Source organism: Schlegelella aquatica (assembly GCF_026013905.1).
GTDB lineage: Bacteria > Pseudomonadota > Gammaproteobacteria > Burkholderiales > Burkholderiaceae_C > Caldimonas > Caldimonas aquatica.
Map to the genome: position 1 here is coordinate 1,732,300 of NZ_CP110257.1, position 20,838 is coordinate 1,753,137.

General features: G+C 68.2%; 18 protein-coding genes. 1 reads left to right on the forward strand and 17 read right to left on the reverse strand.

The features are described 5' to 3' along the window. Positions 1-120: 120 nt before the first annotated feature. Entirely contained in the window at positions 121-1,257 is a 1,137-nt protein-coding gene (locus tag OMP39_RS07865) for an iron-containing alcohol dehydrogenase (protein ID WP_264891208.1), read from the forward strand. A 5-nt stretch (positions 1,258-1,262) separates the two neighbouring features. Here the strand turns inward: OMP39_RS07865 and OMP39_RS07870 are convergent, their stop codons facing one another. The 17 genes from OMP39_RS07870 to OMP39_RS07950 form a co-directional block, all read right to left on the reverse strand. Next, a complete protein-coding gene (locus OMP39_RS07870) occupies positions 1,263-2,369 on the reverse strand; it encodes a patatin-like phospholipase family protein (protein WP_264894483.1) in 1,107 nt (368 codons plus the stop codon). Between the two features lie 83 nt (positions 2,370-2,452). After that, positions 2,453-2,887 carry a superoxide dismutase family protein gene (locus tag OMP39_RS07875; protein ID WP_425340613.1) on the reverse strand — a complete coding sequence of 145 codons (435 nt, stop codon included), beginning with the start codon at positions 2,885-2,887 and terminating at the stop codon, positions 2,453-2,455. Between the two features lie 374 nt (positions 2,888-3,261). Further along, on the reverse strand, positions 3,262-5,601 hold the full coding sequence (locus OMP39_RS07880) for a Tex family protein (RefSeq protein ID WP_264891209.1): 2,340 nt from the start codon (positions 5,599-5,601) through the stop codon (positions 3,262-3,264). A gap of 97 nt (positions 5,602-5,698) precedes the next feature. Beyond that, entirely contained in the window at positions 5,699-6,613 is a 915-nt protein-coding gene (locus OMP39_RS07885; protein WP_264891210.1) for an SDR family oxidoreductase, read from the reverse strand. Between the two features lie 106 nt (positions 6,614-6,719). Beyond that, positions 6,720-8,405, reverse strand: a complete 1,686-nt coding sequence (locus tag OMP39_RS07890) for an isovaleryl-CoA dehydrogenase (protein WP_264891211.1) — start codon at positions 8,403-8,405, stop codon at positions 6,720-6,722. Positions 8,406-8,537: 132 nt separating this feature from the next. Then, complete coding sequence (locus tag OMP39_RS07895; RefSeq protein WP_264891212.1) at positions 8,538-9,560, reverse strand: NADP-dependent oxidoreductase; 1,023 nt, start codon at positions 9,558-9,560, stop codon at positions 8,538-8,540. A 48-nt stretch (positions 9,561-9,608) separates the two neighbouring features. Next, on the reverse strand, positions 9,609-10,064 hold the full coding sequence (locus OMP39_RS07900) for a PaaI family thioesterase (RefSeq protein WP_264891213.1): 456 nt from the start codon (positions 10,062-10,064) through the stop codon (positions 9,609-9,611). Between the two features lie 4 nt (positions 10,065-10,068). Then, entirely contained in the window at positions 10,069-10,854 is a 786-nt protein-coding gene (locus OMP39_RS07905) for an SDR family oxidoreductase (protein WP_264891214.1), read from the reverse strand. A 54-nt stretch (positions 10,855-10,908) separates the two neighbouring features. Further along, a complete protein-coding gene (locus OMP39_RS07910) occupies positions 10,909-11,211 on the reverse strand; it encodes a Dabb family protein (protein ID WP_264891215.1) in 303 nt (100 codons plus the stop codon). Then, positions 11,208-11,405: a hypothetical protein gene (locus OMP39_RS07915; RefSeq protein ID WP_264891216.1), complete on the reverse strand. Its 198-nt coding sequence runs from the start codon at positions 11,403-11,405 to the stop codon at positions 11,208-11,210. Before OMP39_RS07915 ends, OMP39_RS07910 begins: the two co-directional genes overlap by 4 nt. Next, on the reverse strand, positions 11,405-13,261 hold the full coding sequence (locus OMP39_RS07920; protein ID WP_264891217.1) for an acyl-CoA dehydrogenase: 1,857 nt from the start codon (positions 13,259-13,261) through the stop codon (positions 11,405-11,407). The genes OMP39_RS07915 and OMP39_RS07920 overlap by 1 nt, the downstream gene beginning before the upstream one ends. A gap of 130 nt (positions 13,262-13,391) precedes the next feature. After that, positions 13,392-14,567, reverse strand: a complete 1,176-nt coding sequence (locus tag OMP39_RS07925; RefSeq protein WP_264891218.1) for an acetyl-CoA C-acyltransferase — start codon at positions 14,565-14,567, stop codon at positions 13,392-13,394. Positions 14,568-14,670: 103 nt separating this feature from the next. Next, positions 14,671-16,764, reverse strand: coding sequence for a 3-hydroxyacyl-CoA dehydrogenase NAD-binding domain-containing protein (locus OMP39_RS07930; RefSeq protein ID WP_264891219.1), 2,094 nt, complete (start codon positions 16,762-16,764; stop codon positions 14,671-14,673). A gap of 134 nt (positions 16,765-16,898) precedes the next feature. Next, entirely contained in the window at positions 16,899-17,600 is a 702-nt protein-coding gene (locus OMP39_RS07935; RefSeq protein WP_264891220.1) for an ABC transporter ATP-binding protein, read from the reverse strand. Between the two features lie 5 nt (positions 17,601-17,605). Beyond that, the gene (locus OMP39_RS07940; protein ID WP_264891221.1) at positions 17,606-18,382 is read right to left on the reverse strand and encodes an ABC transporter ATP-binding protein; all 777 of its coding nucleotides are present in this window, start codon (positions 18,380-18,382) and stop codon (positions 17,606-17,608) included. After that, positions 18,379-19,689: a branched-chain amino acid ABC transporter permease gene (locus OMP39_RS07945; protein WP_425340614.1), complete on the reverse strand. Its 1,311-nt coding sequence runs from the start codon at positions 19,687-19,689 to the stop codon at positions 18,379-18,381. Before OMP39_RS07945 ends, OMP39_RS07940 begins: the two co-directional genes overlap by 4 nt. Before the next feature lie 3 nt (positions 19,690-19,692). Continuing rightward, positions 19,693-20,727: a branched-chain amino acid ABC transporter permease gene (locus OMP39_RS07950; protein ID WP_264894489.1), complete on the reverse strand. Its 1,035-nt coding sequence runs from the start codon at positions 20,725-20,727 to the stop codon at positions 19,693-19,695. Positions 20,728-20,838 lie beyond the last annotated feature (111 nt).

Below are 20,838 nucleotides of genomic sequence, written 5' to 3' on the forward strand. Positions count from 1 at the left end.
GGGACGCGCGCCGCAAGCATACTGGCCCTTGCGCACCGACGCGCGAGCCGAGCCCCGCGCCGGTGCACCGACGACTGCGCGCCACGGTGTCGCGCAGGTGACAACGATGCAGGGTGCGACATGGCGTTGATCTACTACCTCACGCAGATCCAGTTCGACTTCGGGGCGATTGCCCTGCTGCCGCAGGAGTGCGAGCGCATCGGCATACGACGCCCGTTGGTGGTGACGGATGCCGGCGTGCGTGCCGCCGGCGTCTTGGACCGCGCACTCGCGGCCCTGCCCGGATGGCCCGTCGCCGTCTTCGATCAGACGCCGCCCAATCCCACCGAGGCGGCCGTGCGCGCGGCCGAGGCGGTGTTCGCGGCCGCTGGCTGCGACGGGCTGATCGCGGTGGGCGGCGGCTCCAGCATCGACCTCGCCAAGGGCGTGGCGATCGCGGCCCGGCACCCGGGCCCCCTCAAGACCTACGCGACGATCGAAGGAGGCAGCCCCCGGATCACCGAGCGTGCGGCGCCCCTCGTCGCCGTCCCGACGACTGCGGGCACCGGCAGCGAGGTGGCCCGCGGCGCGATCATCATCGTCGACGACGGCCGCAAGCTCGGCTTTCACTCCTGGCACCTGCTGCCCAAGGCGGCGATCTGCGATCCCGACCTGACGCTCGGCCTGCCGGCCGGCTTGACCGCCGCCACCGGAATGGACGCGATCGCCCATTGCGTGGAAACCTTCATGTCCGCGGCCTTCAACCCGCCCGCCGACGGCATCGCGCTCGACGGGCTCGAACGCGGCTGGGCCCATATCGAGCGGGCCACCCGCAACGGCCAGGACCGGGAGGCGCGCCGACAGATGATGAGCGCCTCGATGCAAGGGGCGATGGCCTTCCAGAAGGGCCTGGGCTGCGTGCACAGCCTGAGTCACAGCCTGGGCGGCGTGAACCCGAAGCTGCACCACGGCACGCTCAATGCGATCTTCCTGCCCGCGGTGGTGCGCTTCAATGCCGACGCCGAATCGGTCCGCGCCGAACGCCGTCTGGAGCGCATGGCTCACGCGATGGGGCTGCGCTCAGCCAGCGAGGTGCCGGATGCGATCCGCACGATGACGGCGCGGCTCGGCCTGCCCACCGGGCTGCGGCAACTGGGCGTGGAGCCCGGCTGGTTCGATCGCATCATTCAGGGCGCGATGGCCGACCATTGCCACAAGACCAATCCACGGCCGGCGAGCGAAGACGACTACCGCGCGATGTTGGAAGCCTCGATGTAGGCGCTTCACAAGGGCTGCACCCGGTCGGCCGGACACCCGGCCTCCAGCCACTGCGCCCACTCGTCGGCAAGCCGGCGGCTTTCCTCCACCGCCCGGCTCCAGACCGCGATGCGCCCGTCGAAGTCGAAGCCGTAGCGCTTGAAGTCGGTGCGGTCGGGCAGTTTGCCGTTGGGCAGCGTGCGGATCCACTCGGGGTTGGGCGCCAGCACGATGAGATTGTCGAGATGCGGCGTCGGCCGGTGGCGGCCCTTCCACATCTTGTCGAGCCACCCGGGCACGAGCGAGCGCTGGAAATGCGGGTACAGCGCCAGGCCCCCTCGGCACTCCGCCTGTGCCTCGGCCTCCGCCGCGATGGAGCTGTAGTTCCAGTGCAGGTGGTAGTCGGTGATGCCGCCATCCCAATAGGCGCCGGGCGGCGCGCCGGGAATGTCGTGGACGGCCTGCAGCACGAAGGGAATCGAGCACGAAGCCAGCAGCGCGGGCTTGAAGTTGTGCTCGCTCAGCGGCACGCCCCGGTACGGCAGATCGTGCAGTTGCAGGGGCAGCCGCGATCCCGGGCTCGAGAAGACCACGCGCTCCAGCCACCACCCCAGCCCGCGGCGGCTCGCGCTGTTGCACAGGACGGCCCCGAGATAGCCCAGCGGGGTCCGGACCTTGCCTTCGCGCGAGAGGATGTGACGCCCGCGTGAAGTGACGATGTGCAAGGTGTAGCGCGGATGGGCGATCACCTCCGCGATGCGACCGTCGAAGAAGGCATCCAGAGCCGCCGAGAACCGGCGGCTGACCTGCGCGGCGCTCGGCGTGCGTCGTCCGGGCTCGGGCTCGTAGCGCTCGTGGATGTAGTCGTGCGCCAAGCGGCGGAACTGCCGCGCCGCGTCGTGCATCGCCCCGGTGGCCATGCGCCATGCCCCGATCGAGGCCCCGATCAGATGCACCGGGTGCGCGCTGGCCGCCAGCCACGTCCCGAAGATGTGTTCGTCCAGCGGGCCGAGGATCAGCCCCTTGGGCCCGCCCGCGGCGCCGGCGACGATGCGAATGTCCTCCGGGCTCAGCCCGTGACGGCGGATGTGCTCCCGGGCGCGCGGCCCGGCATGGATGTGTAGTGCGTGCATCGGAAACGACAGCGCGCCCGCCCGCGAGGGCACGGCGCGCACGACGGGGGCGGTCTCGCCCGCAGCGGGCGGCGGGACCGGCATCAGGACTTCTGGATCACGGCGCACGCCAGCCGCCCGCCCGCGTTGCCGGTGGGCTGGCTGGTGTAGTCGTCCGGGTTGACGTGGACGATGAGGCCCTTGCCCACGATGTCGGTGGCGCCTCCGGTGCCCACTTCCATGCCGGTCATCATGAAGCGCGTCTCGGCCACACCGTTCGCATCGGCGCGAAGGTTCGGCATGTCGCCCGCGTGCCGCTCGGTGCCCGAGAAATGCCCGTGCGGCTTGCCCGTCGGGTTGAAGTGCCCGCCGGCGCTCATGCCGTCGGGGCTGGAGCAGTCACCCTTTTCGTGGACGTGGAAGCCGTGTTCCTGGTTGGGCTTGAGGCCGGTGACACGAGCGAACACCATCACCGCGTGCCGGTGCTGCTCGAAGCGCACCGTACCCGCCGTGGCATTCCCTTGGGTGGGCTGAAGCATGGCGACGGCTTGCGCGCCCGGGTACATCGGCCCGGCGCCGGGCCCCGGCCCCGGGCCGGGCCCCATCCCGGGGCCGGGCCCCATCCCAGGGCCGGGCCCCATCCCAGGGCCGCGACCCTGGCCGTACATGCCATGGCCACAGGCGCTCAGCAGGGCGAGTGCCGCGACGGGTGCGAGTGTGCGTAGTCTGAGCATGTGGTGTCTCCTTGTGAGGACGCGAACGGGACAAGGGCCCGGGTTGAGCCTCCCCGGCCCCGAGCCTCACGCATCTTCGTCCGAGCCGGCGTCTCCCACAAGTCGGGCCGGTAACAGCATGCCTCCAAGCAGCGGCCGCGCCGGCCGGTCGCCGTTCGACCGCCGGCTCGGCGGCGCGCTCATCGCTTCTGGCCGGCTTGCAGCTTGGCGAACGCGGCCGCCATCGCCGACTGCGGCGCCGCCTGGCTGCCCTTGTGCCCGCCGTAGCGCTCCTGCCGTCCGGCCGGACGGAAGGCGTTGTCGCCTGCGCGTGCCCCGCCCTTCGGCACGCTGGAGTCGAGCTTCATGGTCAGCGAGATCCGGTTGCGGGCGAGATCCACCTCCAGCACCTTGACCTTGACGATGTCGCCGGCCTTGACCACCTCGCGCGCGTCGTTGACGAACTTGTGCGACAGCTGGCTCACGTGCACCAGGCCGTCCTGGTGCACGCCCAGGTCCACGAAGGCGCCGAACGCGGCCACGTTGCTCACCGTGCCTTCGAGAACCATGCCGGGCTGCAGGTCCTTGATGTCCTCGACCCCTTCGTTGAAGCGAGCCACCTTGAAGTCCGGGCGCGGGTCGCGGCCGGGCTTTTCCAGCTCCGCCAGGATGTCCTTGACGGTGATCGCGCCGAACTTTTCGTCGGCGAAGGCCTCGGGCTTGAGGCTGCGGATCACGTCCGCGCGGCCCATCACTTCCTGGATGGGCTTGCCCAGCGCGTCCAGCATCCGCTGGACGATCGGGTAGGTCTCGGGATGCACCCCCGACATGTCGAGGGGGTTGTCGCCGTCACGGATGCGCAGGAAGCCCGCGGCCTGCTCGAACGTCTTGGGGCCCAGCCCGGACACTTCCAGCAGCTGCTGCCGATTGCGAAAGGCACCGTGGGCATCACGCCAGCGCACGATGCTGGCCGCCACCGAGGGGCTCAGGCCCGAAACGCGCGCCAAGAGCGGCGCCGAGGCGGTGTTGAGGTCCACGCCCACCGAGTTGACGCAGTCCTCGACCACCGCATCGAGCGTGCGCGCCAGCTCGCTCTGGTTCACGTCGTGCTGGTACTGGCCCACGCCGATGCTCTTCGGGTCGATCTTGACGAGTTCGGCCAGCGGGTCCTGCACTCGCCGGGCGATGCTCACGGCCCCGCGCAGGCTCACATCGAGGTCGGGCAGTTCCTTGCTGGCGTACTCGCTGGCCGAGTAGACCGACGCGCCCGCCTCGCTCACCACCACCTTCTCGATGGGGGTGCCCGGCGCCAACTGCTGGATGCGCTTGATGAGATCGGCCGCGAGCTTGTCGGTCTCGCGGCTCGCAGTGCCGTTGCCGATGGCGATCAGGTTCACGCCGTGGGTCGCGCACAGGCGGCCGAGGGTGTGGATGGAGCCTTCCCAGTCGTTGCGCGGCTCGTGCGGGTAGACGGTGGCCGTGTCCACCACCTTGCCGGTCTCGTTCACGACGGCCACCTTCACGCCGGTGCGGATGCCCGGGTCCAGGCCCATCACCACGCGCCGGCCGGCCGGCGCGGCCAGCAGCAGGTCGCGCAGATTCTCGGCGAACACCTTGATCGCGACCTTCTCGGCTTCCTCGCGCAGCCTGGAGAACAGGTCGCGCTCCAGGCTCAACGAGAGCTTGACCTTCCAGGTCCAGGCGATCGTCTTGCGGATCAGTTCATCGGCCGGGCGCTTGGCGTGACTCCAGCCGAGGTGCCGGGCGATGCGGCCCTCGGCCAGCGTGGGCTTGCCGGGCGCGACCTCCTCGTCCAGCACGAGCTTGGCGTCCAGGATCTCCTGTGCGCGGCCGCGGAACACGGCGAGCGCGCGGTGCGAGGGCACGGTCTTGATCGGCTCGGCGTAGTCGAAGTAGTCGCGGAACTTGGCGACGTCGGGATTGTTCGGGTCCTTGCCGTCCATCAGCTTGGACTGGAAGAGCCCCTCCTCCCAGAGCCATTCGCGCAGCTTGCCCACCAGCGCGGCATCTTCCGCCCAGCGCTCGGAGAGGAGGTCGCGCACACCGTCGAGCACCGCGAACGCGTCGGCAAAGCCCGCGTCGGCGTTGATGAAGACCTGTGCCTCGGCCACCGGGTCCAACGTCGGGTCGGCGAAAAGCTTGTCGGCCAGCGGCTCGAGGCCGGCCTCGCGGGCGATCATGCCCTTGGTGCGGCGCTTGGGCTTGTACGGCAGGTACAGGTCTTCCAGCTCCTGCTTCGTGGGCGCGGCCTCGATCGCCGCGCGCAGCTCGGGCGTCAGCTTGCCCTGCTCCTCGATGCTCTTGAGCACCGCCTGGCGGCGCTCTTCCAGCTCGCGCAGGTACGCCAGGCGCGTCTCGAGCTCGCGCAGCTGGGCGTCGTCGAGGCCGCCCGTGGCCTCCTTGCGGTAGCGGGCGATGAAAGGCACGGTCGAGCCGCCGTCGAGCAGCTCCACCGCGGCGTTGACCTGGGCCGGGCGGACGTTCAGTTCCGCCGCGATCTGGAGAAGGATCTTGTCCAACACTGCCAACCGGTAAGGGTTCGGAAAGCCGCGCAGTTTGCCATAGGGGGCGAGGCCACCGGCCGCGCTCGCAGGCAGGGGCTCCTTGCCTTATGGCTCAGGACCCCCTGGCCTGCCGCAGGGCCGCGCGCAGCTGTTGGCCGAGTTCGGGCCTGGCGGCGAAGGGATCGCTGGGGTTGCGGCCCATGACCACGTCTTCCAGGCGCGTTTGCACGTTGCCCAGTGCCTGCGGATGGCTGTAGATGTAAAAGCGCTGGTCGCGCACCGCATCGAGCACTTTCTGGGCCACCTCGGCGGCCGTGACCTTGCCCGAGGTGACGGCCTTCGCGCTCATGGCCTGGGCGATCATCTGGCTGGGGGTGGGTTTCGTCGCTGCCGCGAGCTCCGGCGGGCGATTGCGGTGGGACTCGTGGATGCCCGTCGGCACGAAGTAGGGGCACAGCACGGAGCAGTCCACCTGGTCGGTGACGAGGTGCAGGTCCTGGTACAGCGTCTCCGTCAGGCTCACGACCGCGTGCTTGCTCACGTTGTACACGCCCATGTTGGGCGCATTCAGCAGCCCGGCCATGGAGGCCGTGTTGACGATGTGCCCCTCGTAGTCCGGGTCGTTGCCGGCGGCCTCCAGCATCAAGGGCGTGAAGACGCGCACCCCGTGGATCACGCCCCAGAGGTTGACCCCCAGCACCCACTCCCAGTCCTTGACGCTGCTTTCCCAGATCAGACCGCCGCCGCCGACCCCGGCGTTGTTGAAGACCAGATGAGGCACGCCGAAGCGCTGCGTCGTGGCCTCGGCCAGGGCTTCGACGTCGCCGGCCTTGGAGACGTCCGTGCGCCGGGCGAGCACCTGCGCGCCCGCATCGCGCACCTCCTCGGCCGCGCGTTCGAGCGCGTCGGTCTGCACGTCGGCCATCACCACGTTCATGCCGGCCCGCGCGGCCAGTCGCGAGAGTTCCAACCCGAAGCCGGAGGCCGCCCCCGTCACTACTGCCGTCTTGCCGTGAAAGCTCTTCATCTGCTCGTCCTTTCGATCCGTGTGCGTGGTGAGAAATGCCTGCGACGTGCCACCGGCCGGCCTCCGGATGCACCGGACCGGGCGTTCGGCGCCTTGCCTGGGCGCTTCAGACGGGCATGGCCCGGGCCAGGATGCCCTCGAAGTCGGTGGCCGCAGGCAGCGTGCCGAAGGCCTGGCCCCAGTCGGCCTCCAGACGCGAGGCGCAGAAGGCCTCGAAGACCGGCTCCGGCGCATGGCGGCGCAGCAGGCAGGCCTGGGTGACCAGCGCCACGTCCTGCGCCAAGCGGCGCGCCTCGACCTCCTCGACACCGTCTTCGAGGCGCTGCAGCACCTGCGCCGCCCGCCGGTCGATGCGGGCGTCCGCACTGCGCCCGGCGGCCCATTCGGCGGCCAGGGCGTCGACCACGTCGGCGCCCGTGCCCGTCCGCTTGCGCAAGGCGCGCAACAGATCCAGCGCCATCACGTTGCCCGCGCCTTCCCAAATGGAGTTGACCGGCATCTCGCGGTAGATGCGGGCCATCACGCCCTCGCCGCGTTCCTCGACGTAGCCGTTGCCGCCCAGGCATTCCATCGCCTCCTGCGCGAAGGCGCTGCCGCGCTTGCAGATCCAGTACTTGGCCACCGGCGTCAGCACACGGCGCATCGCTGCCTCGTGGGGGTCGCCCTCGGCGTCGAAGGCATGGGCGAGCCGCAGCGCAAGCGCGATGGCGGCCTCGACTTCCACGGCCAGGTCGGCCAGCACGTTGCGCATCAACGGGTGGGCGATCAGCGGCCTGCCGAACGCCTCGCGCTGCGCCGTGTGATGCAGCGCCAGGGCGAGCGCATGGCGCATCAGCCCCGCCGTGCCCAGGGCGCAGTCCAGGCGCGTGTGAGTGCCCATCTCGAGGATCTGGGGCACGCCCCGGCCCTCCTCTCCCACCAGCCAGGCCTGCGCGCCGAGGAACTCCACCTCCGAGCTCGCGTTCGCTTTGTTGCCCAGCTTGTCCTTCAGCCGTTGGATGTGCAGTGCATTGACCGTGCCGTCTGGCAGCCAGCGCGGCAGGAAGAAGCAGCTGAGCCCGCCGGGCGCCTGGGCCAGCACGAGAAAGGCGTCGCACATGGGCGCCGAGAAGAACCACTTGTGTCCGGCCAGGCGATAGCACCGTCCCCAGGGGGTGTCTTGCTCGTACACGGCCTGGGTCGTGTTGGCGCGCACGTCGGAGCCGCCCTGCTTCTCGGTCATGCCCATGCCCATCGTGACGCCGGATTTGCGGTCCGCGGGGATGAAGCGCGGGTCGTACACCGTGCTCGCGAGCTTGGGAAACCACGCGGCGTGCAGCGCAGGGTTGGCCCGCAGCGCAGGGGTGGCGGCATACGTCATCGACACCGGGCACAGCACCGAGGGCTCGAGTTCCGTGAAGAGCATGAACCCCGCGGCGCGCAGCAGATGGCCATGAGCGGGTCGCACCCAGGCCGCAGCATGCAGTCCGTGGCGGATCGCCGCTTCCATCAGCGCGTGGTAACTCGGATGGAACTCGACCTGGTCGATGCGCCGGCCCTGGCGGTCGTGCGTGCGCAGCTCGGGGGTGTGCACGTTGGCGAGCCGCGCGTGCTGCTGCATGTGCGCACTGCCGGCGAGAGCCCCCAGCTCTTGCAATTCACGGTCGTCGAACGACGCGCCGAGATGGTGAACCAGTGCGTCGCGCAGTGCCCGGTTGCCCTGGTAGAGGTTCACATCGACCAGCGGCGCGCTCTGGTTGATGACGTCGTGGGTACGACCAGCGCCGATCTCGGAGAGCGTGGCTTGTTGCATGTCGGGCCTCCCTGGGAGAGCTACCGCGGCCGCATCCGGTGGGGCTGGCCCCGCCGGCCGAAGGACACGCCCGGCCGCGCTGCGTCTCCCCCGATCCGGGCGCGGCACCCGGTGCCGCGGCCCGCGTGTGGATCAGATCAGCTTCACCAGTTGCTTGCCGAAGTTGCGCCCCTTGAGCAATCCGATGAAGGCCTCGGGGGCACTTTCGATGCCTTGGGCGATCGACTCGCGGTACTTGAGCTTGCCGGTCGCCACGAGCGTGCCCAGTTCCTTCAGCGCCTCGGGCCAGACGTCCATGTGCTCGCTGACGATGAAGCCCTGCAACTTCACGCGGTTGACGAGCAGCAGCTGCGGGTTCTGCAAGGGGATCGGCTCGCCGTTGTAGCCGGAGATCATGCCGCACAGCGCGATGCGCGCGAAGGCGTTCATGCGCAGCAACACGGCATCGAGCATCATCCCGCCGACGTTCTCGAAGTAGCCGTCGATGCCGTCCGGGCAGGCCTCCTTGAGGGCCGACGCGAGAGACCGCACATCGCGGTGCTGCTTGTAGTCTATGCAGGCGTCGAAGCCCAGTTCCTCGACGACGTAGCGGCACTTGTCGGGCCCGCCGGCGATGCCCACCGCCCGGCAGCCCCGCACCTTGGCCAACTGGCCCACCACCCCGCCCACGGCACCGCTCGCGGCGCTGACCACCACCGTCTCGCCGGCTTTGGGCTCGATGATCTTGACGAGGCCGTACCAGGCGGTGACCCCGGGCATGCCGACCGCGCCGAGGTAGGCGGACAGCGGGATGTGCGTCGTGTCCACCTTCTGCAGCACGCCGCGCTGGTGGGCATCGACCACGGCGTACTCCTGCCACCCGCCCATGCCCACCACCTTGTCGCCCACCTGGAAGTTCGGATTGCGCGACTGGACCACCTCGCCCACGGTGCCGCCGATCATCACTTCACCAAGCGGCTGCGGCTGCGCGTAGCTCTTGCCCTCGTTCATCCGGCCGCGCATGTACGGGTCCAGCGAAAGGTAGTGGTGGCGCACCAGCACCTGGCCGTCTTGCAGCTCGGGCACCGGCGTTTCGACCAGCTTGAAGTTGTCCACGGTCGGCTCGCCGGCGGGACGCGAGGCGAGGAGGATCTGTCGGTTGGTCAGCGTGCTCATGGGTTCTCTCATCGGTGTCGGTTCTGGCAGAAGGCGCCGGGGTGTGCCTCAATCCGAGCCCGCGCCGTCGATGCGGCGCTGCAGGGGCTTGACGTCGCGCTTGTCCGAGGGGAGCGCGCGCAGGTACTTGAAAGTGCCGGTGGCGTGGGCGAGCCGCTGCCCGGCGTCGTCCACGATCTCGCCCTCGCAGAAAGCGAGCGTCGCCGTGCGGTGCAGCAGCCGCCCACGCGCGCGCAGCGTGCCCTCGCCCGGGCGCATGAAGCTCGTCTTCATCTCGATCGTGACCACACCGGGGCCGAAGTCCGGACGATCGCGGTTGATGCTGCGTGCCGCATGCGCCATGGCCACGTCCAGCATCGTCATGCTCACGCCGCCGTGCGCCACGCGAAAGGAGTTGAAGTGCGTCTCGCGCAAGGACAGTCTCAGCTCGGCCTCCCCGTCGCCGATGGAGACCAGTTCGAGCCCGAGGGCCTCGACGAAGGGAATGTGCACCGGAAACTGCATCGGCTCAACCCCCCGTCAGCGCGCTGACACCGCCATCGACGGCCAGGATCTGGCCGGTGATGTGCTTGCCCGCCTGCGAAACGAACAGCAGCGCCGCGCCCTTCAGGTCCTCGTCGTCGCCCAGGCGCAGCAAGGGTGCGTGCCTGGCGAGGTTCTCCTCGCCCACGGCCTCCAGCGTGCCGCGCGTCATCTTGCTGGGGAAGAAGCCCGGCGCCAGCGCATTGACCGTGATGCCGTACTTGCCCCATTCGCAAGCGAGCGCACGGGTGAAGTTGACCACCGCGCCCTTGCTGGTGTTGTAGGCAATGGTCGTCATGAACGGCGGGTTGCCGCCCAGGCCGGCGATGGAAGCGATGTTGAGGATGCGGCCCTGGCGGCGGGGGATCATGCTGCGCTTGCCCACCGCCTGCGTGAGCATGAAGATGCCCCGGATGTTGAGGTTCATCACCTTGTCCCAGGCTTCGACCGGATGATCCTCGGCCGGAGCGCCCCAGGTGGCGCCGGCATTGTTGACGAGGATGTCGATGTCTCCCAGCCGCTGCAGAGTCTCGTCCACGATGCGGCGGATGTCGTCCTCCTTGCTGGCATCGGCCGCGATCCAGCGGGCATCGATGCCACGGTCCTGGAGGCGCGCGGCGGCCTCCTCGAGGTCCTGGGCCTTACGCGAGGTGATCATCACCTTGGCGCCCGCCTCGCCCAGCGCTTCGGCAATCTGCAGCCCCAGCCCGCGGGAGCCGCCCGTCACGAGGGCCACGCGGCCGCTCAGATCGAACAGGGAAAGCACGCTCATGGGATCTTTCTTCAACGAGGAAACAAGGAGTCGGACATGGGGGAACCCGGCGGCTCACGGCGCCGACGCACCGCCCGCCACCGGGTAGTCGAGCACGTGCCGGTCGCGGCGCAGCTTGCCCAGCTCGGCGCCCACCGCCTTGTGGTGGGGGTGGTTCTGATAGGCGTCGAGGGCCGCCTGGTCTGCGAAGGTCGAGACGAGCACCACGTCCACGTTCGCTTCGAGCGGCGCGCTGCGCACGCCCACCTCGAACTCGATCATCCCCGGCACCAGGTTCTTGCAAGAGTCGAGCAACTCCTTGAACCTCGGCGCGTCGGCCGGCTCGTGCAGTTGCCACATCACCACGTGGCGGATCATCGCTCGCCTCCTTGCGCGATCCAGGCGCGCACCCCGATCAGCACCGCGCCCACCGCGGTCGCGATACCGCCGCTCCACAGGAACGCCATACCCAACGGCTCATCGCGCCGCTCGACGAACACACCGAGGCACATCACGAGCAAGCCGCCGAACACCAGCGTCCAGATCGTCCTGTCCAGCCAACGCACGTTCATCAGAACCAGCCTTCCTCCATCTCGCGGCAGGTGGAGTCCCGGGTTTCGACGACCCTCAGCCACGCCTCGATCTTGGGCAGCTCGTAGCGATAGAAGTATTTCGCAGCGGCCAGTTTGCCCTGCAGGAAGTCCTGCGGGCCTCCGGCCGCCCGCGACGCTTGCGCCAGCAGCGCCACGTCGAGCCAGATCCACGCAAGCACGGCGTGGCCGAAGGCTTGCAGGTAGGGGGTGGCGTTGGCCAGGGCCTCGCCCGGGTGGCCGGTGGCCCACGCGGCGCGCGTGGCCTCGCCCACGCGGGTCAGCGCCCGTGCGAGGCTTTCGGCGTGCTCGGCCAACTCCGGCACCTGGGCCGCCCGGCCGATCGTCTCTTGCATGCGGGTGGCCAGCAAGGCGAGGCCCCGTCCGCCGTCCATCACCACTTTGCGGCCGAGCAAATCCAGACCCTGGATGCCGTGCGTGCCCTCGTGGATCATGTTGAGACGGTTGTCGCGCCAGTACTGCTCGACGGGGAAGTCGCGCGTGTACCCGTAGCCCCCCAGCACTTGGATGGCCAGGTTGTTGGCCTCGAGGCACCACTCGCTCGGCCAGCTCTTGGCGATGGGCGTCAGAACCTCCAGCAGCAGGCGGGCTTCGGCGGCAGCATCGGGCGCTGCGGTGTTCTGCTCATCCACCAGGCGGGCGCAGTAGAGCTCCAGCGCCAGGGCCCCTTCGCAGTACGACTTCTGGGCGAGCAGCATGCGCTTGACGTCCGGGTGCTGGATGATCGTCACCTGCGGTTGCGCCGGGTCCTTGCCGGCGGGCCCGATGGGGCGGCCCTGCGGACGCTGGCGCGCATACTCCAGCGAGGCCTCGTAGCCCGCCATGCCCAGCATGGTGGCTCCGAGCCCCACGCCGATGCGCGCCTCGTTCATCATGTGGAACATGTAGGCCAGCCCTTTGCCCGGCTCGCCCACCAGGTAGCCGATCGCCCCGGCTCCTCGGCCGTCCAGCCCACCCGTGTACGCACGCACCGGGAACCTGCCTTCCCCGAAGTTGAGCAGCGTATTGGTGGTGCCCCGGTAGCCGCACTTGTGGTTCAGGCCGGCCAGGGCCACGTCGTTGCGCTCGCCGGTCAGGCGCCCTTGTTCATCGACCAGACGCTTGGGCACGACGAACAGGGAAATGCCCTTCACCCCCGGCACCAGCTTGCCATCGGGCCCCGGGATCTTCGCCAGCACCAGATGGACGATGTTCTCGGTGATCTCGTGCTCGCCGCCCGAGATCCACATCTTGTGCCCCTTGAGGCGGTAGCGCGGCCCCAGAGGATCGCTGTCGAAGTCGTGCCCGTCCGGCAGCGCGCGCGTGGCCACGTCCGAGAGGCTGGAGCCGGCCTGCGGCTCGCTGAGGCACATGGTGCCGAACCATCGCCCGGCGAACTCGTTGCGCGCGAACACCTCCTTCTGCGTGGGAGAGCCGTGCGCCATCAGCAGGTTGGCATTGCCGTTGGTGAGCATCGCATAGCCGCTCATGGCGACGCTCGCCTTCGAGAAGAAGCTATTGGCGGCCATCTCGACGACGCAGGGCAGTTGCATGCCGCCCAGTTCGTAGTCCTGCGCGGCCGCCAGCATCCCCGATTCCACGTACGCCCGCATCGCCTCGTGCGTGGCCTCGGGCAGGTGCACGCGCTCGCCGTCGAACCACGGCTCCTCGGTGTCCGCGAGGCGGTTGTAGGGCGCGAACTTCTCGCGCGCGATGCGCTCGCAGGTATCGAGCACCGACGCGAAGGTCTCGCGGCTGTGGTCGGCGAAGCGGGGGCGCCGCGTCAGCGCCTCCACGTCGAGCCAATCGTTGAGCAGGAAATCGAGCGTTGCGCGCATGGAGGACGAGCCTGTCGAAGTCGAGGCCGGGCGGTGCGCCGTGCGGGGGCCTTGGAAAGGTCGCCCCCCGCACCGGCCCCGCACGGGAAAAGACCCCGCTGCGGGGGGTGAAGTGCCGAGGGCAGGCGGCTTACAGCACCTCGAAGATCCCGGCCGCACCCATGCCGCCGCCGATGCACATGGTCACGCCCACCCGCTTGGCACCACGGCGCTTGCCCTCGATGAGCGCATGGCCGACCAGACGCTGCCCGCTCATGCCGTAGGGGTGACCGATGGCGATCGCGCCCCCGTTCACGTTGAGTCGGTCCATCGGGATGCCCAGCCGGTCCGCGCAGTAGAGCACCTGCACCGCGAAGGCCTCGTTCAGCTCCCACAGGTCGATGTCCTCGACCTTGAGCCCCAGGCGTTGCAGCACCTTGGGCACCGCGAACACCGGCCCGATGCCCATCTCGTCGGGCTCGCAGCCTGCGACCGCAAAGCCGAGGAACCGCCCCAGGGGTTTGAGATTGCGCTTCTCGGCCACGGCGGCACTCATCACCACGCAGGCCCCGGCCCCGTCCGAGAACTGGCTCGCGTTGCCCGCGGCGATCACTCCGCCCGGCACGGCCGGCTTGATGCCTGCCACGGCTTCGTACGTGGTGCCCGGCCGCAGGCCCTCGTCCTGGCTGACGGTCACCTCCTTGGTGCGCATGCCGAGCTTGGGGTCGGCCACACCGGCGGTCACGGTGATCGGCACGATCTCGTCCTTGAACAGCCCAGCCTCCTGCGCGGCGCAAGCCTTTTGCTGGCTCTCGGCACCGTAACGGTCCATCCGCTCGCGCGGGATGTTGTAGCGCTTGGCCACCGTCTCGGCGGTCTGGAGCATCGGCCAGTAGATCTCCGGCTTATTCTCCTTCAGCCAGCTTTCCTGGAACATGTGCATGTTCATCTCCTGCTGCACGCAGGAGATGCTCTCCACACCCCCGGCGACGTACACGTCGCCCTCGCCCGCGATGATGCGCTGCGCGGCCATCGCGATCGTCTGCAATCCGCTGGAGCAGAAGCGGTTGACGGTTACCCCGGCGACGGTCACCGGCAGGCCGGCCCGCAGCGCGGCCTGGCGGGCGATGTTCCAGCCGGTGGCGCCTTCGGGGTTGGCGCAGCCCATCAGCACGTCGTCCACTTCGGCCGGGTCGATGCCCGCGCGCTCGACGGCCGCACGGATCACGTGGCCGGCCAGCGTCGCCCCGTGGGTCATGTTGAAGGCGCCCTTCCAGCTCTTGGCGAGCGGGGTCCGCGCGGTGGAAACGATGACGGCGTCGGTCATGAAATCTCTCCTGGAATCAAGCGGGGCCGCGGCGGCGTGCGTTCATCGACTGCAAATCGCTGCGGCAGGCGGCCCCACGGGAACTTGCGTGGAATCGTGCGCCTCAGTTGAAGGTCTTGCCTTCGTCCGCCAGCCGCTTGAGCAGCGGCGCCGGGGTCCAGAAGCTCGGATCGGCATGCGGGTTGCGCGCGAAGCGACGCATGTCCTGCACCACGTTGAACAGCCCGACGGTGTCCGCATAGCACATCGGCCCGCCGCGGAAGAGCGGAAAGCCGTAGCCCGTGAGATACACCATGTCGATGTCCGAGGCGCGCAGCGCGATGCCCTCTTCCAAGATCTTGGCGCCCTCGTTGACCAGGGCATAGACGAGCCGGCCGACGATCTCCTCGTCGCTGATCTTGCGCGGTGTGATGCCCAGCTCCTTGCGGTGCTTCTCGATCATCTCGTTGACCACCGGCGACGGGATCGCGTCGCGCTTGCCCGGCTTGTAGTCGTACCAGCCGGCACCCGTCTTCTGACCGTAGCGGCCCATCTCGCAGAGGATGTCGGCCGTCTTGCTGTAGCGCATGTCGGGCTTTTCCACGTAGCGGCGCTTACGGATGTACCAGCCGACGTCGTTGCCCGCCAGGTCGCCCATGCGGAACGGGCCCATCGCGAAGCCGAACTTCTCGATGGCCCTGTCCACCTGCTCGGGCGTGCAGCCTTCCTCGAGCAAGAAGCCCGCTTGCCGGCTGTACTGCTCGATCATGCGGTTGCCGATGAAGCCGTCGCACACGCCGGAAACCACCGCCGTCTTCTTGATGACCTTGGCCAGTTTCATCACGGTGGCCAGGACGTCCTTGCCGGTCTTCTCGCCACGCACCACCTCCAGCAGCTTCATCACGTTGGCCGGGCTGAAGAAGTGCATGCCGATCACATCTTGCGGCCGCTTCGTGAACGAGGCGATCTTGTTCAGGTCCAGCGTGGACGTGTTCGAGGCCAGGATCGCCCCCGGCTTCATCACTTCGTCGAGCTTCTTGAACACCTGCTCCTTGACGCCGATGTCCTCGAACACCGCCTCGATGACGAGGTCGGCATCGCGGATGTCGTCGTAGCTCAGCGTCGTCTCGAGCAGGCCCATGCGCTGCTCGAGCTTCTCCGCGGTGAGCTTGCCCTTCTTGACCTGGCCCTCGTAGTTGCTGCGCATCACCGCCACGCCCCGGTCGAGGGCTTCCTGCTTCATCTCGAGGATCGTGACGTGGATGCCGGCGTTCAGGAAGTTCATCGAGATGCCGCCACCCATCGTCCCCGCACCGATCACCGCCACCTTGCGGATCTCGCGCGTCGGCGTGTCCTCGGGGACATCCGGGATCTTGCTGGCCGCGCGCTCCGCGAAGAACGCATGCCGCAGCGCCTTGGACTCGGGCGTCATCATCAGATTGATGAACTGCTCGCGCTCGAACGCCAGCCCCTCGTCGAACCGGCGCTTGACCGACGCTTCCACGCAGTCCACGCACTTGGCCGGCGCCGGAAAGTTGCGCGCCATCGCCTTGACGGTGTTGCGCGCAAACTGGAAGTACCCGTCGGCCTCGCGGTGTTCGGCCTTGAGGTCGCGCACCCGCGGCAGCGGCCGGCGCTCGGCGACTTCGCCGGCGAACGCGACCGCCGCGGCCAGCAGATCACCCTCGACGATCTTGTCGAACAGCTTCTGGCCCGGGATGGCGGCCAGCACCTCGCTCTTGACCGGCTCGCCGCTCACGATCATGTTGAGCGCGTTCTCTACGCCGATGACGCGCGGCAGCCGCTGCGTGCCCCCAGCACCCGGCACCAGGCCCAGCTTGACCTCCGGCAGCGCGACCTGCGTGCCCGGAGCCGCCACCCGGTAGTGGCAGCCGAGCGCCAGCTCCAGCCCCCCGCCCATGCACACCGAATGAATGGCGGCCACGACCGGCTTGGTGCAGTTGTCGAGCGTGCGGATCACGCTCATGAGGTTCGGCTCCTGGGTCGCCTTGGGCGAGCCGAACTCGCGGATGTCCGCACCGCCGGAGAAGGCCTTGCCCGCGCCGGTGATCACGATGGCCTTGACCTGCGCGTCGTCTTCCGCGCGGGCCAGACCCTCGGTGATGCCCTTGCGAGTCTCGTAGCCCAGGCCGTTGACCGGCGGGTTGTCGAGGGTGATCACGGCGACGCTGCCGTGGAGCTCATACCTGGCACTCATCCGTAGGCTCCCGTCTGAAGATAGGATGTGAACGATCGTTCGATTCTATGAAGCGCAAACGCCGGCGCTGTGTCGCCGGCGTGACAAAAAGGAGTCGCCCGTGCGCCGGGCTCCGCCCGATCCCGCCTGGCCGGCTAGACCTCCAGCCACTCCTTGCGAATATAGGCATTTGCACGCAAATCGTCAGGTGTGCCCTCGAAGACGATGCGGCCGTGTCCCATCACGTAGCAGCGCTCCGAGATCTCGAGCGCGATGGTGAGCTTCTGCTCGACGAGCAGCACGCTCACGCCCCGCCGCTTGAGCTCCTTGAGGTACTCGGCCACCAGCTCGACGATCTTCGGGGCCAACCCCTCCGTCGGCTCGTCGATCATGATGAGGTCCGGATCGCCCATCAAGGTGCGACACAACGTGAGCATCTGTTGCTCGCCGCCCGACAGCACGCCGGCCTCGGTATCCTGCCGCTCCTTCAGACGCGGGAACAGCCGGTACATGTCGTCGTAGCTCCAGCGCGGCGCGCCCTGGCCCCGGCGCCGCTTCTCGCCGAGCATCAGGTTCTGGTGCACGGTGAGCTTCGGGAAGATGTCCCGGTTCTCCGGCACGTAGCCGATGCCCCGGTGGGCGATGTCGAAGGCCTTGTGGCCGAGGATCTCGTCTCCCTTCCACTTGACCGACCCCTTCCCGTCCACCAGCCCCATCACCGTTTTCACGGTGGTGGAGCGGCCCGACCCGTTGCGGCCCAGCAGGCTCACGATCTCGCCCGGTCGGACCTCCAGCGTCACGCCGTGCAGCACATGGCTCTTGCCGTAGAAGGCGTGCAGATTCTCGACTTGCAGCATCGTATTCAAGCTCCTGCGGCGGCGACCTGTTGCTCGGCGAGCACCGACCCGAGATAGGCCTCTTGCACGCGTTTGTCCGCCCGCACGCGCTCAGGAGTGTCGAAGGCGATCACCTCTCCGTAGACCAGGACGGCGATCTTGTCCGCGAGTCCGAACACGACGCCCATGTCGTGCTCCACGGTCAGCAGCGTCTTGCCCTCGGTCACGTCGCGGATGAGCTGGATGAAGCGCTTGGTCTCCGACTTGCTCATGCCGGCGGTCGGCTCGTCGAGCAGGATCACGTTGGCGCCCCCCGCGATGGTGATGCCGATCTCCAGTGCCCGCTGCTCCGCGTAGGTGAGGTTCATCGCGAGCACATCTCGCTTGCGATCGAGCTTGATCATCTCGAGGATCTGCTCAGTGCGGTCGTTGGCGTCCTGCAGCCCCGCCAGGAACTTCCAGAACGCATAACGGTACCCCAGCGACCAGAGCACCGCGCAGCGCACGTTCTCGAAGACACTCAATCGGTTGAACAGGTTGGACACCTGGAAGCTGCGCGCCAGCCCGCGCCGATTGATCTCGTAGGGCGAGCGCCCGTCGATGCGCTGGCCGTGCAGGAGGATCTCGCCGCCCGTGGGCTCGAAGCGCCCGCTGATGAGGTTGAACAGCGTCGACTTGCCTGCCCCGTTCGGGCCGATGATGGCGACGCGCTCCCCCGGCTGCACTTGCAGCGTGGCACCGCGGATGATCTCGGTGCGCCCGAAACTCTTGCGCACGTTCCTCAGTTCGAGCGCGTATGTCATAGCGACTCCCGACGACGGATTTCCTTCTCGATGTCCTCCTGGATCTCGTTCCACTGCCGCACGAAGTGACGGCGGGCCACCTCGAACAGCCCCAGCCCCGTCAGGAGGACGAACACCGAGCCGAACCAGCTGTCCAGACTCTTGGCGTTGAGCAGGGCACCCATGTAGCGCAGCTGCGGGCCCAGCGCGGCGTTGAGCTGAAGGTGGTAGATCATCTCGATGATGGCGCCGGCCCCGGCCAGCATCACCGCCGCCGTGCCGCCCAGCGCCAGGTACGAGACCCACAGCCGACCGAGCATCCCAAACGCGGCGACGCGCAAGTTCATCATGATGAGGCTGGCGATCCCGCCGGGGGCGTACATCACCATGAAGAGGAAGATGAGCCCGAGGTACAGGAGCCACGCCTTGGTCAGCTCCGAGAGCAGCACGGACGCGAGCACCATCAGCACGCCCCCGATGATCGGCCCGAAGAAGAACGTGGCCCCCCCGAGGAAGGTGAACAGCAGGTAGGCCCCGCTGCGGGCGGCTCCGACCACCTCTGCGGTGACGATCTCGAAGTTCACCGAATACAAGCCGCCCGACACGCCAGCGAAGAAGCCCGCGATGATGAAGGCCAGGTAGCGCACCCGCTGAGTGCTGTACCCGATGAACTCCACGCGCTCCGGGTTGTCTCGCACGGCGTTGAGCACGCGGCCGAGGGGTGTGCGCGTGAAGGCGTACATCGCCGCGGTGCACACGAAGGTGTAGATGGCGATCAAGTAGTACACCTGGATCTGCGGCCCGAACGTGATCCCCATGAACGGCTTGCCCACCACCCGGTTGCTCGACACGCCCGCCTCGCCGCCGAAGAACTCGGGGATCATCAGCGACATCGCGAAGACCAGCTCGCCAATGCCGAGCGTGATCATCGCGAAGGGGGTACCGGCCTTCTTGGTCGTCACATAACCGAGCAAGACGGCAAAGCCCATCCCCGCGACTCCGCCCACCAGCGGAACCAGGCTCACAGGAATGTTCAGCGTGCCCGCCCCCACCGAGTTGAGCGCGTGAATGGCGAGGTACGACCCGAGCCCGGTGTAGACCGCGTGGCCGAAGCTCAGCATCCCGCCCTGGCCCAGCAGCATGTTGTAGGACAGGCAGGCGATGATCGCGATGCCCATCTGCGAAAGCATCGTCACCGCGAGGCTGCTCGTGGTGAACAACGGAGCCAGCAGCATCACCAGGGCAAAGCCGCCCCAGATGACCCAGCGGCCGACGTTGTAGGGCTTGAAGTGGAAGAGCGGTTGACGCATCGAGATTGCTTGGCTCATTGCTCAACCCTCCCGCGTACCGAGTAGGCCCTTGGGCCGGAAGATCAGAATGAGCACGAGGAACAGGTACGGCAGGATGGGCGCCACCTGGGAGATCGTGAGACTGAGAACGCTGTAGCCCGGGGTGGTGGGATCGACGCTCAGGCCGAGCGCCGCGAGGAGGCTGAGCAGCGAGTAGTCGAGCGCGACCGCGAACGTCTGGATCACCCCGATGAGGACGGACGCGAGGAAGGCGCCTGCGAGCGAACCCATGCCCCCGACCACGACCACGACGAAGATGACCGAGCCCACGGTGGCCGCCATGGCCGGCTCGGTGACGAAGGTGAAGCCGCCGATCACGCCGGCCAATCCCGCCAGCGCGGCGCCCGCTCCGAACACGAGCATGAACACGCGCGGCACGTTGTGGCCGAGCGCCTCGACCATCTCAGGGTGGGTGAGCGCGGCCTGGATCACGAGACCGATGCGCGTGCGCGTGAGCAGCAACCACAATCCCACCAGCATCAGGATCGCCACGAACATCATGAAGCCCCGCGTCGCCGGGAACGGCGAGCAGTTGATGATCACGCTCGGATCGGCCGCCCGGCACAGCTCTGCCGGCGCGCGGCCCAGCACCAGGCTCATGCCCTCGACCGAATGATGGATCAGCGTGAACACCGAGCCCTGCAGGAACGAAGGCGGGGTGAAGTCCACCGCCGTGCGGCCCCAGACCAGCTGCACGAGCTCCAGGATCACGTAGGACAGGCCGAACGTCACCAGCAATTCAGGCACGTGGCCGTACTTGTGCACCTTGCGCAGACTGAGCCGCTCGAAGGCAGCACCCAATGCCCCCACGATCAGGGGCGCGGCCACCAGCGCAGGCCAGAAGCCGACCGTGCGGCTGATGGTGTAGGCGAAGTACGCGCCCAGCATGTAGAAGCTGGCATGCGCGAAGTTGAGCACGCCCATCATGCTGAAGATGAGCGTGAGGCCCGAACTGAGCATGAAGAGCAGCAGCCCGTAGCTCAGCCCGTTGAGCATCGAGATGGTGAAGAACTCCATCGTGTCCTGGCTCGAATGGCACGGCCCCTGGGTGGAGCCGACAAGACGAAGGGCCCGGCGAGGCTTGCCCATCGGGCCCTTCATGGTGGGGACGATCAGCCAACCGGCCGC